Here is a 14,539-nt window from a genome sequence, read left to right on the forward strand (position 1 = left end):
CATAGGAAATTTATGCCGCAAGATTTTAGTCGTACCGAACGCGTAAGACACCAGCTACAGCGCGAGATAGCGGTTATCCTGCAACGCGAGGTCAAAGATCCTCGCGTTAGCATGGTTACCGTATCGGATGTTGAGGTGTCGCGCGATCTTGCTTACGCCAAGGTCTTCGTCACGTTTTTTAACGATGACGATAGTGAAGTAAAGCAGGCTATTAAAATCCTTAACGACGCATCGGGCTTTATTCGTTCGCTGTTAGGTAAACGAATTAAAGCGCGGGTTGTTCCGGAGTTAAAGTTTCATCACGATACTTCGTTAAACGAGGGTATCCGTATGAGTCGATTAGTGGACGAAGCGCGTAAACGCGACCGTAACGATTCGTCAGAGGATTAGTTTAATGGCTAAGGCAAAACCCCGTAAAGGCCGTCCGGTCAGCGGTGTGGTGTTATTAGATAAAGCGAAGGGCATGAGTTCAAACCATGCCCTTCAACGTGTAAAACGCCTGTATAACGCACAAAAGGCGGGCCATACCGGCGCTCTGGATCCACTTGCTACCGGTTTACTACCGGTGTGTTTAGGCGAAGCAACCAAGTTTTCTCAGTACCTGCTGGATGCGGACAAAGCGTACCGGGTTCAGGCTCAGCTTGGTGTGCGCACGTCTACCAGTGATGCTGAAGGCGAGGTGGTAGAAACGCATCCGGTTGCAGTTACTGCTGACGATGTAAACGCCATACTGCCTGGTTTTATTGGTGAACAAGAGCAAACGCCGTCGATTTATTCGGCCTTAAAATACGAAGGGCGACCACTATATTATTATGCCCGCAAAGGCATCGAAGTCCCCCGTAAAACGCGTTCAATTACCATCCATAAAATTGACTTTATTGGGCTGCAAGGCGATTTACTCGAGCTACAGGTTAGTTGCTCTAAAGGCACCTATATTCGTACGTTAATTGATGATTTGGGGCAGCGGCTAGGCTGTTGTGCTCACGTGACGTTGTTGCACCGTAATGGCGTAGCAGATTTAGATGCAAACGAGATGGTAACAGTCGAGCAGTTGGAATCACTGGATGGCGAAGCGCAGCTCGATGCCTTGTTAAAGCCGGTAGATTGTTTGCTATCAGCCTTGCCTCAACAAAGCATTACTCAGGCACAAGCACGTGACTTACTGCATGGCCAGCCGGTGGCTAACAACACCGAGTTGACTAGCGAGGGCGAAGAGTGTCGTATGGTGGCGAAACATAGCTCGGGTAAGGATGCCTTTATCGGGGTCGGCGCATTGCGTAAAGACAATCAGTTCTGGCCTAAACGGGTATTGGCATTGGATTTTTGTGATTTTACCCTGGCTGATTTGGTTTAATCATTGATTTTGTAGGTTAGCGCTATATAATACCCGCTCGGCTTGCCGCTGAATTAGTGATCGGAGGCAAGGTTATTTTTTAATTAGGAGTACACTATGTCACTAACTGTAGAACAGAAAGCAGAAATTCTGAAAGAATTTGGTCGCGGCGAAAACGACACCGGTTCACCGGAAGTGCAAATCGCACTGCTGACTAAGAACCTGGCAGAATTGCAGGGTCACTTTAAAGCGCACAAAAAAGACCATCACTCACGTCGTGGTTTGTTGCGTATGGTTAGCCAACGTCGTAAATTGTTGGACTACCTGAAAAAGAAAGATCAATCGCGTTACCTGGCGGTTGTAGAAAAGCTAGGCATCCGTCGCTAAGACATGCGTTGAGCAGATTTCGTAAAAAAGGGCCGTCAGGCCCTTTTTTATTGTCTTTTTTTCGCCCAATTTACGGCTTTTTTTAAGCAAAGGGTCTTAATTTTGTGATTGATGCCTTATACTATGGCGCGAGTAAAAAAAGAGAGAAGACGAGTACCAATCCGGGTGCTCACATTCAGTAAGGTAAAGGAAAGCAAATCGTGAATCCGATAACTAAACAATTTCAATACGGTCAGCACACTGTCACTTTAGAAACCGGCGTTATTGCACGTCAGGCGACAGCCGCTGTAATGGCAAGCATGGACGACACCACAGTGTTGGTGACCGTGGTAGCAAAAAAAGACGCGAAAGAGGGACAAAGCTTTTTCCCGCTAACCGTTAACTACCAGGAAAAAACTTACGCCGCAGGTAAAATTCCGGGTGGCTTCTTTAAACGCGAAGGCCGCCCCAGCGAGAACGAAACATTAACCTCGCGCCTGATCGACCGCCCAATCCGCCCACTGTTCCCTGAAGGCTTCATGAACGAAGTTCAGGTTGTGGCTACCGTGGTTTCGGTAAATCCTGAAGTAAACCCTGACATCGTTGCGTTGATTGGTACATCAGCTGCATTAGCTATTTCAGGCGTTCCTTTTGCCGGACCTATTGGTGCCGCACGCGTTGGTGTGGTTGATAACGAATATGTCTTAAACCCGACCATGACCGAACTGGCTAGCTCACAGCTTGACTTAGTCGTTGCAGGTACTGAGCAAGCCGTATTAATGGTTGAGTCAGAAGCGGAACTGCTGTCTGAAGACCAAATGTTGGGTGCTGTTGTATACGGTCACGAACAAATGCAAACCGTAGTCGGTGCCATTAATGAATTTGCGGCTGAAGCCGGCAAAGAGAAGTGGGATTGGCAGGCACCTGCCAAAGACGAGTCTTTACAAAATAAAGTCCGTGAACTGGCAGAGCAGGGCATCGGCGAAGCATACCGCATCACTGATAAAGCCGAGCGTAAAGGCAAGCTTGATGAAGTAAAACAAGCGATGACTGAAAAGCTGGTAGCGGAAGACGAAAACGTTGACCTGGAAGCTGCTGGCGAAATTTTCCATGATTTGGAAAGTGATGTTGTTCGTAGTCGTATCATTGCTGGTGAAAAGCGTATCGACGGGCGTGACCCGGACATGGTTCGTGCTATCAGTGTTGCTACCGGCGTATTGCCGCGCACTCACGGTTCTGCGTTGTTTACCCGTGGTGAAACTCAGGCGTTAGTCGCTGCAACATTAGGTACTGAACGTGATGCACAGATGATTGACGAGCTGACCGGTACTAACACCAGTCGCTTTATGCTGCATTATAACTTCCCTCCGTACTGTGTTGGTGAAACCGGTATGGTTGGCGCACCTAAGCGTCGTGAAATTGGTCACGGGCGTTTGGCAAAACGTGGTATCCAGGCAGTTATGCCAAGCCACGAAGAATTCCCGTATACCATTCGCGTGGTATCTGAAATTACCGAATCTAACGGTTCAAGCTCAATGGCATCTGTATGTGGATCGTCGTTAGCATTGATGGATGCGGGTGTACCGATTAAGTCATCGGTTGCCGGTATCGCTATGGGTCTGGTAAAAGAAGGCGACAAGCACGTTGTCTTGTCTGATATTCTGGGTGATGAAGATCACTTAGGTGATATGGACTTTAAAGTTGCGGGTAACACTGATGGTATTACTGCACTGCAGATGGATATCAAAATCGACGGCATTACCCGTGAAATCATGGAAAGTGCGCTGGCACAGGCAAAAGCGGCTCGCTTACATATCCTGAAAGTGATGGATGAAGCTATCGGTAGCCACCGTGAAGAGCTTTCAAGCTACGCGCCTCGCTTCAGCACCATCAAAATTGATCAGGACAAGATCAAAGACGTTATCGGTAAAGGCGGTGCGGTGATTCGTGAACTGACTGAATCAACCAACACCAATATCGAAATTGGTGATGACGGTACTATCAAGATTGCTGCCAGTGACCAGGCTGATGCTGATGCTGCGATTGAGAAAATCAAGCAGCTTACGGCAAACGTCGAAGTCGGCAAAATTTACCAGGGTAAAGTTGCTCGCATCGTCGATTTCGGTGCCTTTGTAACGGTATTACCGGGTAAAGATGGTTTGGTACATATTTCTCAGATCGCTGAAGAGCGTGTTAACGACGTAAATGAGTACTTGAAAGTCGGTGATATTGTGCCGGTTAAAGTACTGGAAATCGACCGTCAGGGTCGCGTGCGTCTTAGCATGAAAGAAGCAGCAGAGAAAAAAGAAGAACCTAAAGCGGAAGCTGAAAGCAACGAAGATGCTGACGGCAATAACGAATAATCGTTAATTTACGCTAACAAACCCCGCTGTGCGCTAGCTCAGCGGGGTTTTTTTATGTTGTAATAGAACCTCATTTAAATGAGGAATTAAATCACTATGCGCTTTCAGCATGCTTGGGTTGCCGGTATTCTGCTTTCGGGGTTACTTGGAGGCTGCGCCATGCAACCTGCAAATGATAATGTTGCGATGACCCATCTGGTTATTGCTGAACCTGAGCGTGCAGAGTTTCGCTACGAAATTGAACTGGCAAAATTGAATCAGGTGTTGCAGCAAGATCTAGACGCCGAACAATTGGGCATGGCGTATTATCGTCGCGGTGCGTTATACGATGCCTTAGGCCTGCGCACACTGGCGCGAATGGACTTTACCCGCGCTATTGATTACCAGCCCCGGTTAGCCGATGCGTACAACTTTTTGGGCATCCAGTACACCGAATTACAGGAATTCGATTATGCCTATGAAGCCCTGGACTCGGCAATTGAACTGGAGCCAGAGCATCCCTACGCTTATCTTAATCGCGGCATTGCCGAATATTATGACCGCCGATTAAAATTTTCTGTCGACGATTTACAGCAACATCTTGCACTTGATCCCGGCGATCCGTATCGCGTGCTATGGCTGTTTTTAGCTCAGCACAGAACGCAGCCGCAGCAGGCTAAGACGACATTACGCGAAAATGCCGAAGCTATTGCTGCCGACGACTGGGCTAACGATTTGGTCGCTTTGTACCTGGGAGACATGTCTGAGCGACACTTTCTGTCGCGTATGACTGACAATTTACGCGCCAACGAAACACTGACCGAACGCCTGTGCGAAGCCTATTTTTATCTGGGCAAGCAGCAGCAAATAAAAGGTAACTGGGCCAGAGCCATGAACTACTTTAAATTGGCGCTGACGACCAATGTACATGAATTTGTCGAACATCGGTATGCCCGTATCGAACTTGAGCGTAGCCGGGAGCAGCTTGCCAGCCAATGACAAGGTTACTGTTAGCGGCGCTTCTGGTGCTGACTTTAACTGGATCGGCGCGGCCGACAGAGTCGCAGCAACGCTGGTATGAAGCTTTCGCCGGGCAACCAGAAGCACAAAACCAGCTAGCCCGGAGCTTTTGGCTGCAACACCAAAAAAGTAATGCTTTGTACTGGTGGCAACGCGCAGCCAAAGCGGGTTCTGTAAGCGCTGTTAATAGGCTGCTTGAGTATTTCCCGGGCAATCGCCAACAATGGCTAAAACTTGGCGTAGAACAAGGCAGTGCGTTAGCTATTAAGCAGTTGGCACGTTATCAACTGACTGATGCTCAGGTTAACTGGCAGGACTGGCAAAGGCGTTGGTGGCAAGCCGAATACAAAAGCGCACTGCAGCCGGAATTCGGTGACATTGCCGCACTGCAGGGGCAACCGACTGTTTGTACCGAGCAGGTCACTGTGACGGGAGCCAGCCATGCCGATAAAGCCCGCTACCTGGCTTTGTTACAACAGCTTAAGCAGCTGCCGTTGCCTACTTCACAATGGTGTTTTAACTGGCAAACGCAGCCGCAACTAAGCTGTCAGTCAGCGGACGGTATTGCCCGTGCCCAGTGTGACGTTGATACGACCGGGCGCACCATTATTCTTGCAGGGCAGGGTAAGGCGTCCTCGTCCACTAATCGCATAACATTAACGCAAAGTAGTCAGCGCAAGGTGCTGGCTCATGAGCTTGGCCATTGGCTGGGTCTAGCTGACGAGTATGCTATGTCACGCCCGCTGGCTGAACAGTTTTGTCGCGGTGACTATAATTTTGACGCACGTAACCTGGTGATCACACGGCAGCAGATCATGTCTAAGGCTGAATTGAAATCGCTTTGGCAACGTCTGCCGTGGCGTGATGCGGTTAAGGATTGGCGTCAACTAGGGGTAAAGCGGGACAATGATAGCTGGCAGTTAGGTAGTCAGCAACAATCGGTGGGCTTGTATAAGGCGGCAACGTGTGACTATTTGCCCGGCTATTATGCCTGGAAACCGGTAGCCGAAATTACCGCGATGGAGCGTCACCAAAGCGACCATTGGCCGGCGCTTTATATCAAGCTAATAAATCAGAACTTGATGGCTAACTGAGCCAACATCAAGACCGGACACAGCAACGCAAAAAACCATACTAACGAGCGCAGTTTGTCGGCATTTAATAAGTAAAGCACGTGGTAAGTAACGCGCAATACGATAAAGGCTACCGCCAACTGTATGCTGCGCTCGGTCACCGCGTCGGTAGCCAGCGTAGCTAAAACTGCCGCAGCAAATAACGGGAAAGCTTCGTAGGCGTTGTAATGACCGGCAACGGCGCGAGCGCCAATGCCGGTTAGTCGCTGTTGTTGTGCGCGAGGGTGCTTGTTGTCATAGCCGCGATCACGATTCTGAAAGTAAACCACAGGGGCTTTAGCCAGAATCGGCAACAAACCTGCTATCAACAAACACCACAGCAACACACTCATGGTTAGCTCACTTTTTCGCCAGCCGCCTGTAAATCGGCGTGATAAGACGAACGCACCAGCGGCCCGCTGGCGATATGGCTAAAGCCCATCTCAACACCGGCCTGGCGAAGCTCTTCAAACTCGTCCGGATGCACATAACGGTCAACCGGGATGTGATGACGGCTGGGTTGCAGATACTGGCCGATGGTCAGCATATCGCAGTCATGCGCGCGTAAATCACGCATTACCTCAAGAATTTCTTCTTTGGTTTCGCCCAGGCCAACCATTAAGCCTGACTTGGTTCGAACGTCAGGTCGTGCAGCTTTATAATTTTTCAGTAAGTCCAGTGACCACTGGTAATTAGCACCCGGGCGTGCAGCTTTATACAAACGGGGCACGGTTTCCAGGTTGTGATTGAATACATCGGGTGCTTCATCGCTAAGAATATCCAGTGCCACCTGCATCCGGCCGCGGAAGTCAGGTACCAATATCTCTACTTGAATACCATCACTGTAACGACGAATTTCGCGTACACAGTCGGCGAAGTGCTGTGCGCCGCCATCGCGTAAGTCATCTCGGTCGACTGACGTGATAACAACATATTTTACTTTCATGTCGCGAATTGTCTTGCCGAGTTTTTCTGGTTCCTCGGGGTCCGGCGCCAGAGGACGGCCGTGAGCAACATCACAAAAAGGGCAACGGCGTGTGCAGATATCGCCCAAAATCATAAAGCTGGCGGTACCATGGTTAAAACATTCCGGCAGGTTAGGGCACGAGGCTTCTTCGCAAACCGAATGCAGACCATGACTACGCATGGCTTGTTTGATTTCATCAATACGCTGGGTATTGGATGGTAATTTAACTTTTAACCAGGACGGTTTACGCAACATTTTGTCGCGCTCTGTCGGCACGATTTGTACCGGTATCAGTGCCATCTTGTCGGCGTCACGCATTTTAACGCCGGGTTCTACTCTAACTGGCTTTGACATAATCTTCTGCGAGTCCTGTTTGAGTTTGAGTATTTCGGTAACCAATCTGCTTTATAAAGTGATTGATTACCACCTCGGATGCCTCTGTAAAATTTGCTGGCCCACCAAGTTCTCGGGTTTGCACCATTTTGATGCCGGTTAATCCGCACGGATTTATGCGCGAGAAAGGCTCCATATCCATATCGACATTCAATGCCAGACCATGGAATGAACAACCTTTACGGATGCGTAAGCCCAGTGAACAAACCTTATCGCCATTAACGTAAACGCCCGGCGCATCGCGTCGTGCATTAGCGTCAATGCCGTAATCAGCTAATACGTCAATAATGGTATTTTCGATGTTATTGACCAACTGACGAACACCCATGGTAAGACGCCGGATATCTAATAAAAAATAAATAACCAGCTGTCCCGGGCCGTGGTAGGTTACTTGTCCGCCGCGGTCTACCTGTACCACCGGTATATCACCCGGGGCTAACACGTGTTCAGCTTTACCAGCCTGGCCCTGTGTAAACACGGGCTCATGCTCAACAATCCATAACTCATCGACCGTTTGAGCATCGCGCTGATCGGTGAATTGTTGCATGGCATGCCAGATCGGCTCGTAGGCCTGGCGACCCAGCTGGCGAATAATTAATTGGTCAGACATGCGCGTAGTATATCGTATTTGCAGGGGGCAGGGCTAGCGCCACGTTAGGCGCTAGGGTTATAAGACATAACGGACATCATCGATGTCGGCAAGTGAACGATACAGCACTTCGATGTGCTGTTGGCTTTCGACTTTTACCGAGACCGAAACGGAATGATAGTTACCCTTACTGCTGGGTTTTACTGACGGACTATAATCGCCCGGCGCGTGCTCCTGCAACACTTCCACAACCTGATCCGGCAATGTGGCTGTGGCAACCCCCATCACCTTAAAGGTAAAGTGGCAGGGGAAGTCAACTAATTCATCAAAGCGTGTTTTTTGCATCGATTAGGACCTTACTCTTCTGAAAACTTACGTTTAACGTAATCCATTGCTTGCTTAAATAAACCGCCTTCTTCAACTGACTGCAACGTAACCAGCGGGAACGATGCAATGTCTTCACCGCCAAGTTGTAGGAATACAGTACCTACTTCTTCGCCGGCAGCTAATGGCGCTTCCAATTCCTGATTCAATTCAAAGTTAGCGTCTAGTTGCTCACGTTGCCCTTTAGGTAACGTAATTACCACGTCTTCGCTAATACCCAGTTCTACCTGGTCGGCGTCGCCGCCCCAGATACGGTGTGAAACAAAACTTTCACCTGCCTCGTAGGCAGTAACTGTTTCAAAGTAACGAAAGCCATAGTTTAATAGCTTTTTGCTTTCCACTTTACGTGCTTGCTCACTGCTGGTGCCCATGACCACAGAAATCAAGCGAGTGCCGTCTTCAACAGCCGAGGTGACCAGGCTATAGCCCGCTTCGTTAGTATGGCCTGTCTTAATACCATCGACATTTAAACTCCGATCCCACAACAGTGAGTTACGGTTATATTGTTTGATATTGTTATAAGTAAAAGACTTTTCGGCGTAAATTTCATATTCATCCGGAGTCTCTGTGATCAAGGCACTAGCCAGAGTTGCCATGTCGCGGGCCGATACATACTGGTCAGGATCCGGTAAGCCATGGCTGTTAGCAAACTGGCTATTGCTCATGCCCAGTTCTTGCGCGTAGGTGTTCATCAACGATGCAAACGCATCTTCGCTACCGGCAATGTGTTCTGCCATTGCAACGCAGGCATCATTGCCCGACGAGATGATAATGCCTTTGTTTAAGTCTGCCACCGAGACTTGCTTACCGACTTCGATAAACATTTTTGACGACTCAGGAAAATTTTTCGCCCAGGCGTTCTCGCTGATAGTGACCTGGTCTGAGGGACTAATACGACCCTCCAGAATTTCTTTACCGATAATATAGCTGGTCATCATTTTGGTCAGACTTGCCGGAGGTAATGACTCATCTGCATTACCTTGCGCTAAAACTTTGCCGGTCGTGTGATCGATCAGGATATAGGCCTTAGCATTGACCGCCGGCGGATCAGGCACAAAAGATTGCGCGTGTGTTACCGTAGATACAGCAAAAATGACGGTCGAAACAAGAGCAGTTACTAATTTATGCATGGGCTTTATCATCTTTTATTATCGGTTAATTGCGTTAACGTAAACACTAAAATTTAAGCGCGGATTATATCACTTCTACCCAGCAGCGTCAGGCTAGCGTGGACTATTTTGCAGATTTTTAGCAGATTCAACTTTTACCCGGAATGCACGCGGGAAACCCTGTTGCCTTAGCTGCTGCAAATGTCGGTTGGCCTTTGCCTGCGGGTAGGGGCCGAGCATCAGTTTATATAGACCACCATTTTGCTCGGTAGTTGCATCACTGCGCCAGGCCGTGGGAAGTTGCTGTGCTATTGTCTGCAGTTTGTCGGGGTTAGAGGAAGCCACTAATTGGATGTAAAATTCGGTTGCCTGCAGCGGGGCTTTGAAGTCAATGGCTTCAACCTGAACACGGGCGGTACCCTGGTCGAGCATGTCAAGTTTGTAAGCTGCAGCAAAGGACAGGTCGATGACGCGATTGGGGTGGAACGGGCCACGATCATTAACGCGCACGACAACGCTTTTATCGTTATCCAGGTTGGTAACCCGAACATAGCTCGGTAGTGGTAAATGCTTATGTGCAGCAGTCATGCTGTACATGTCGTAATATTCGCCGTTAGAGGTTAAGTGACCATGGAACTTGTTGCCGTACCAGGAAGCAATACCCTGTTCGACAAAACCTGCTGCACTATCCAGTACCTGGTAGCGCTGGCCCAGCACCTGGTAGTCGGCGTTGCCTTGCGGGCTGGGTGGTTCTTGCACCGGTATGGCATCTTGTAGTTCTGCGTCCGATGGCAGTCGGGTAGGAGCACTGTCATGGCGCTGGCTGTAACGGCTTTGCGTTTGGCTGCAGCCCGCCAATACTAATGCGAGCAGGGCTACAGCTATTGGTAATACGACACGCATCGGTTAGTTTCCCGTAGCTGCCGAATTAGCCTGGCGTAATTGCTGACTAAACTGATAAGCAACCATTGCATACAAGGGGCTGTGGTTATAACGCGTTATGGCATAAAAATTATCAAAACCGAGCCAGTATTCGTAACCGTCTTCGGTTTCAAACTGCAGTACTTTTACTGCCAATGTATCGCTATAGTCAGAAGCAATGCTAAATCCACGTTCCCGCAGCGCGCCAACCGTGGTATCCGGTTTCATACCGTCACTGCTTACAGCGGCCCAATCTTGTTGTTGAGCTGGCTTATATGCTATCGGTTCGCCAGCCTTCCAGCGATGTTCGGCAAAGTAATTGGCAACACTGCCGATAGCGTCGACCGGATTACTAATAATGTTACGCTTGCCATCATCGTCGAAATCAACGGCATAATGACGGTAGCTGGACGATATGAACTGGCCCAGACCCATCGCGCCGGCATAGGAGCCAAGTTGTTCTTTTACCTGCCATTGTTCGGCGTTTGCCAGACGTAAATACTCGCTTAATTCGGAACGAAAGAATTTAGCCCGGGGCGGATAATGGAAGGCCAGCGTATACAATGAATCAAGTACCGGGTACTTGCCCAGATAGCTGCCGTAGAACGTTTCTATACCGATAATAGCGACGATAATTTCGGCCGGAACACCAAACTCTTGTTGTGCTCGTTGCAAAGTGTCGCTGTGCTCAGCCCAGAAGCGTTTACCAGCGTCCAGTCGTTTGTCAGTTAAAAAGATCGGGTAATATTGATACCAGGGTTTGGCTTCCCAAGGACGTTGAATCGCGGCCAGCACGTCCTCGTTTTTTTCCGCCTGATTGAGCCATTCGCGGACTTGCTGTTCGCTAAATTCGTACTTTTCTACCTGTTCGTCGACAAAGGCATCGACTTGCTCCGTCGTCGCCGGCTCGTTTTGCATCGCCGCCACGTTTAAACTAATCAGTGCTAACCCGGCCAAGAATCGCATAATAAGCCCTTTTTAATTGTTGTTATCTATTGGTTTATTATTAATCGATGGTGTGTAGCAATTGACATTAAAATGCCAAAACCCGCTAAAATTGTGACCATCGATGTACCACCATAACTAATCAGTGGTAAAGGTACCCCGACTACCGGCAGTAATCCAGAGACCATACCAATATTTACAAACACGTAAACGAAAAAGGTGAGGGTAAGCGCACCGCCCAACAGCTTGCTGAAAATATCCTGGGCTCGCAGCGAGATAATTAAGCCGCGTAAAATGACAAAGCCATACAGTGCCAATAGCAGGGTGACGCCGATTAAGCCAAACTCCTCGCTAAACACAGAAAAAATGAAATCGGTATGTCGCTCGGGCAAAAACTCCAGTTGTGACTGGGTTCCCTGCAGCCAGCCTTTGCCGTCAATACCGCCGGAACCAATGGCTATTTTTGACTGAATAATGTGGTAGCCAGAACCTAGCGGATCTCGCTCCGGGTTTAGGAATGTTAGTACCCGCTGGCGTTGGTAGTCATGCATCAGGTACATCCACAGGATGGGCGTAAATGCAGCGACTAATGCTACGGCAACCGTGATCAGGCGCCAACTTAAGCCAGCCAGAAAAATAACGAAAATACCGGCGCTGGCAACTAATAACGAGGTGCCCAGGTCGGGTTGTTTTGCAATTAACAATACGGGAATAAGGACTAGCGTCAGCGCGATAACCAGCCGCCCCAGGCGGATGGGGATGGCGCGACGATTAACGTACCAGGCTATCATCATGGGTACAGCAAGCTTCATTATTTCGGACGGCTGAATGGTGACAGGCCCAATATCCAGCCAGCGCTGTGCGCCTTTGCCAACCTCGCCAAAAAGTAAAACGGCGACTAATAAAAGTAGCCCAAAGCCGAATAAAATGGGTGAGAACCGTTCAAAAAAGCGCGGCGGGAACTGGGCTATAATAAATAACCCTACGAATGCCGCACTCACACGAATGGCCTGACGCCAAACCAGGGCTTCACTCTCGCCACTGGCACTATAAACGACAAACAGGCTGGTAACGGCCAATGCCAACAATCCCAATAACAATGGGCCGTCCAGGTGTAACTTCTTTAATATTGGGTTGCGTTGCCGCTCTTCAGTCGTCAGCATTGGCTAACCCCTGTTCTGTAACTTGCATGTAGCGTTGATACCAACTGTCAAGCATCTCCCGCGCTGCAGGTGCTGCCACGCTGCCACCACCGCCAATCACGTTTTCTAATGCAACCGAGATGACGACTTGCGGGTCATCGGCCGGCGCATAGCCAACATACATGGCGTTATCGCGGTACTTCTCAGCAATTTCTTCGGCCACGTACTCGGCATCTTCTGCCAGATTGACTACCTGCGCGGTACCTGTTTTGCCTGCTGACGTGTAGGGGGCGTCGGCGAAAGCGCGTCGTGCCGAGCCTTTAGCGCCCATATTAACATCTTCCATGCCTTGTTTAACGACCTGCCAGTGGCTCTCGTCTTTTAATACGATGGGTCGTTTGTACGCCGGCTCAGCAAGCGTTAGTCTGCCAATCGTGCCAAATCCGCGTAACAGGCGTGGCACCAGGTGTTCGCCCTGATTGGCCAGTGCTGCGGTGGCACTGACTAATTGCATCGGCGTTGCCGTCCAATAGCTTTGGCCAATCCCGACTGAAAGGGTTTCGCCGGCATACCAGGGCTGATTGTAGCGTGCTCGCTTCCAGCCACGAGACGGCATTAGCGCGGGAATTTCCTCGTTAATATCAATACCTGTGGTTTCACCAAAGCCAAACTGTGTCATAAATCCGGAAATTTTATCGACCCCGAGTTTAAGTGCTAAATCATAGTAAAACGTATCGCAACTTTCTGCGATCGCAGTATTAATATTAACCCAGCCATGCCCCCAGGACAGCCAATCACGATAACGGCGATCAACGCCCTTTATTTCGAACCAGCCCGGATCCCAGATTCGACTGGTCGGGGTAATAACGCCTTCTTCTAATCCGAGTAAGCCTATATGCGGTTTGATTGTCGAAGCCGGCGGGTAACCGCCCTGAGTTGCACGATTAAGCAGGGGGCTATCTTTGGAGTTAAGTAACGATTGATAACGTTTAACGCTGATACCATTAACAAACCAGTTGGCGTCATAACTTGGCGTGCTTGCCATCGCTAAGATACCGCCTGTTTTAGCATCCATCAGGATGATTGACCCTCGTCGTTCGCCCAGTATTTCGGTTGCTTTACGCTGTAATTCAATATCAAGTTCCAGCACGATGTCCTGGCCCGGCACCGGTGCCTCGGTACTGAGCGTGCGCACCGCGCGTCCGCGGTTATTAACCTCAACTCGCTGATAACCGACTTCACCATGCAATTCACTTTCATAATATTTTTCGATACCGAGTTTGCCTATAGTACGGCTGGCTGCATAGTTTGCGAGTTCATCATTTTGCTTCAGTCGTTCAACATCGCGACGATTAATCTTGGCGACATAGCCGACCACATGGGTCAGAAGTTCTTTGTACGGATAGTGGCGAACCAGGCGGGCTTCGATACTGACACCTGGGAATTTATGTTGATGAGCGGCAAAGGTAGCAACCTGTTGCTCGTTGATATCATCCAGCAGCGTCACATTACTAAACCGTCGCTGCCCCCGCAGGTTGCGTTCAAACTGCGCTATATCATCGTCGCTAATGGTGAGAATCTGTCGCAGTTCGGCAATGGTTGTATCAAGATCTTTAATTTCTTCGGGGATAATATCTAAGCTAAAAATCGGCAGGTTTTCTGCCAGCAGCACGCCGTTGCGATCATAAATTAACCCGCGGTTTGGCGCCAACGGCAGCAGTTTAATACGGTTGTCGTTAGAACGGGTTTGCAGTTCGGTATGTTCTTTAACTTGCAGATTGTAGAGGTTACCGATAAGTAAAATAAAAACCGCGGCAATAATACCGATAGCAACGAACACCCGCCTGGCAAATAGACTGGACTCGCTCTCGGTGTCTCGAATCGGCGTTCGGGTTCGCATCAGCTAACGCGGTCTC

General features: G+C 49.3%; 15 protein-coding genes. 6 read left to right on the forward strand and 9 right to left on the reverse strand.

The window, feature by feature from the left end; translation table 11 throughout:
* The first annotated feature begins 12 nt into the window (after window positions 1-12).
* The 6 genes from rbfA (at window position 13) to DEU29_RS04815 (ending at window position 6,155) form a co-directional block, all read left to right on the forward strand.
* Window positions 13-390 (forward strand): 30S ribosome-binding factor RbfA, encoded by a 378-nt coding sequence (gene rbfA / locus DEU29_RS04790; RefSeq protein ID WP_133539116.1) that lies wholly within the window; start codon window positions 13-15, stop codon window positions 388-390.
* A 4-nt stretch (window positions 391-394) separates the two neighbouring features.
* Window positions 395-1,354 carry a tRNA pseudouridine(55) synthase TruB gene (gene truB / locus DEU29_RS04795; protein ID WP_133539117.1) on the forward strand — a complete coding sequence of 320 codons (960 nt, stop codon included), beginning with the start codon at window positions 395-397 and terminating at the stop codon, window positions 1,352-1,354.
* Between the two features lie 96 nt (window positions 1,355-1,450).
* Entirely contained in the window at window positions 1,451-1,720 is a 270-nt protein-coding gene (gene rpsO / locus DEU29_RS04800; RefSeq protein WP_133539118.1) for a 30S ribosomal protein S15, read from the forward strand.
* A 200-nt stretch (window positions 1,721-1,920) separates the two neighbouring features.
* Window positions 1,921-4,062: a polyribonucleotide nucleotidyltransferase gene (pnp, locus tag DEU29_RS04805; RefSeq protein ID WP_133539119.1), complete on the forward strand. Its 2,142-nt coding sequence runs from the start codon at window positions 1,921-1,923 to the stop codon at window positions 4,060-4,062.
* Window positions 4,063-4,158: 96 nt separating this feature from the next.
* Window positions 4,159-5,040, forward strand: a complete 882-nt coding sequence (gene nlpI, locus DEU29_RS04810; protein WP_133539120.1) for a lipoprotein NlpI — start codon at window positions 4,159-4,161, stop codon at window positions 5,038-5,040.
* Complete coding sequence (locus tag DEU29_RS04815; protein ID WP_133539121.1) at window positions 5,037-6,155, forward strand: hypothetical protein; 1,119 nt, start codon at window positions 5,037-5,039, stop codon at window positions 6,153-6,155. Before nlpI ends, DEU29_RS04815 begins: the two co-directional genes overlap by 4 nt.
* Here DEU29_RS04815 and DEU29_RS04820 read toward each other — a convergent pair.
* From DEU29_RS04820 to mrdA, 9 genes are all read right to left on the reverse strand, one after another.
* Window positions 6,134-6,526, reverse strand: a complete 393-nt coding sequence (locus DEU29_RS04820) for an MAPEG family protein (RefSeq protein WP_133539122.1) — start codon at window positions 6,524-6,526, stop codon at window positions 6,134-6,136. The genes DEU29_RS04815 and DEU29_RS04820 overlap by 22 nt on opposite strands.
* 2 nt (window positions 6,527-6,528) lie before the next feature.
* Complete coding sequence (gene lipA, locus DEU29_RS04825; RefSeq protein WP_133539123.1) at window positions 6,529-7,494, reverse strand: lipoyl synthase; 966 nt, start codon at window positions 7,492-7,494, stop codon at window positions 6,529-6,531.
* A complete protein-coding gene (gene lipB / locus DEU29_RS04830) occupies window positions 7,478-8,143 on the reverse strand; it encodes a lipoyl(octanoyl) transferase LipB (protein ID WP_133539124.1) in 666 nt (221 codons plus the stop codon). Before lipB ends, lipA begins: the two co-directional genes overlap by 17 nt.
* Window positions 8,144-8,200: 57 nt before the next feature.
* Window positions 8,201-8,467, reverse strand: a complete 267-nt coding sequence (gene ybeD / locus DEU29_RS04835; protein WP_133539125.1) for a DUF493 family protein YbeD — start codon at window positions 8,465-8,467, stop codon at window positions 8,201-8,203.
* Window positions 8,468-8,478: 11 nt separating this feature from the next.
* The gene (locus tag DEU29_RS04840; RefSeq protein WP_243734478.1) at window positions 8,479-9,636 is read right to left on the reverse strand and encodes a D-alanyl-D-alanine carboxypeptidase family protein; all 1,158 of its coding nucleotides are present in this window, start codon (window positions 9,634-9,636) and stop codon (window positions 8,479-8,481) included.
* A gap of 93 nt (window positions 9,637-9,729) precedes the next feature.
* Window positions 9,730-10,518 (reverse strand): septal ring lytic transglycosylase RlpA family protein, encoded by a 789-nt coding sequence (locus DEU29_RS04845; protein ID WP_133539126.1) that lies wholly within the window; start codon window positions 10,516-10,518, stop codon window positions 9,730-9,732.
* Between the two features lie 3 nt (window positions 10,519-10,521).
* Entirely contained in the window at window positions 10,522-11,502 is a 981-nt protein-coding gene (mltB, locus tag DEU29_RS04850) for a lytic murein transglycosylase B (protein WP_133539127.1), read from the reverse strand.
* A 26-nt stretch (window positions 11,503-11,528) separates the two neighbouring features.
* The gene (rodA, locus tag DEU29_RS04855; RefSeq protein ID WP_133539128.1) at window positions 11,529-12,644 is read right to left on the reverse strand and encodes a rod shape-determining protein RodA; all 1,116 of its coding nucleotides are present in this window, start codon (window positions 12,642-12,644) and stop codon (window positions 11,529-11,531) included.
* Window positions 12,631-14,523: a penicillin-binding protein 2 gene (gene mrdA, locus DEU29_RS04860; RefSeq protein ID WP_133539129.1), complete on the reverse strand. Its 1,893-nt coding sequence runs from the start codon at window positions 14,521-14,523 to the stop codon at window positions 12,631-12,633. The genes rodA and mrdA overlap by 14 nt, the downstream gene beginning before the upstream one ends.
* Window positions 14,524-14,539: the final 16 nt, after the last annotated feature.

The organism is Idiomarina aquatica (genome assembly GCF_004362895.1).
Taxonomy (GTDB): Bacteria; Pseudomonadota; Gammaproteobacteria; order Enterobacterales; family Alteromonadaceae; genus Idiomarina.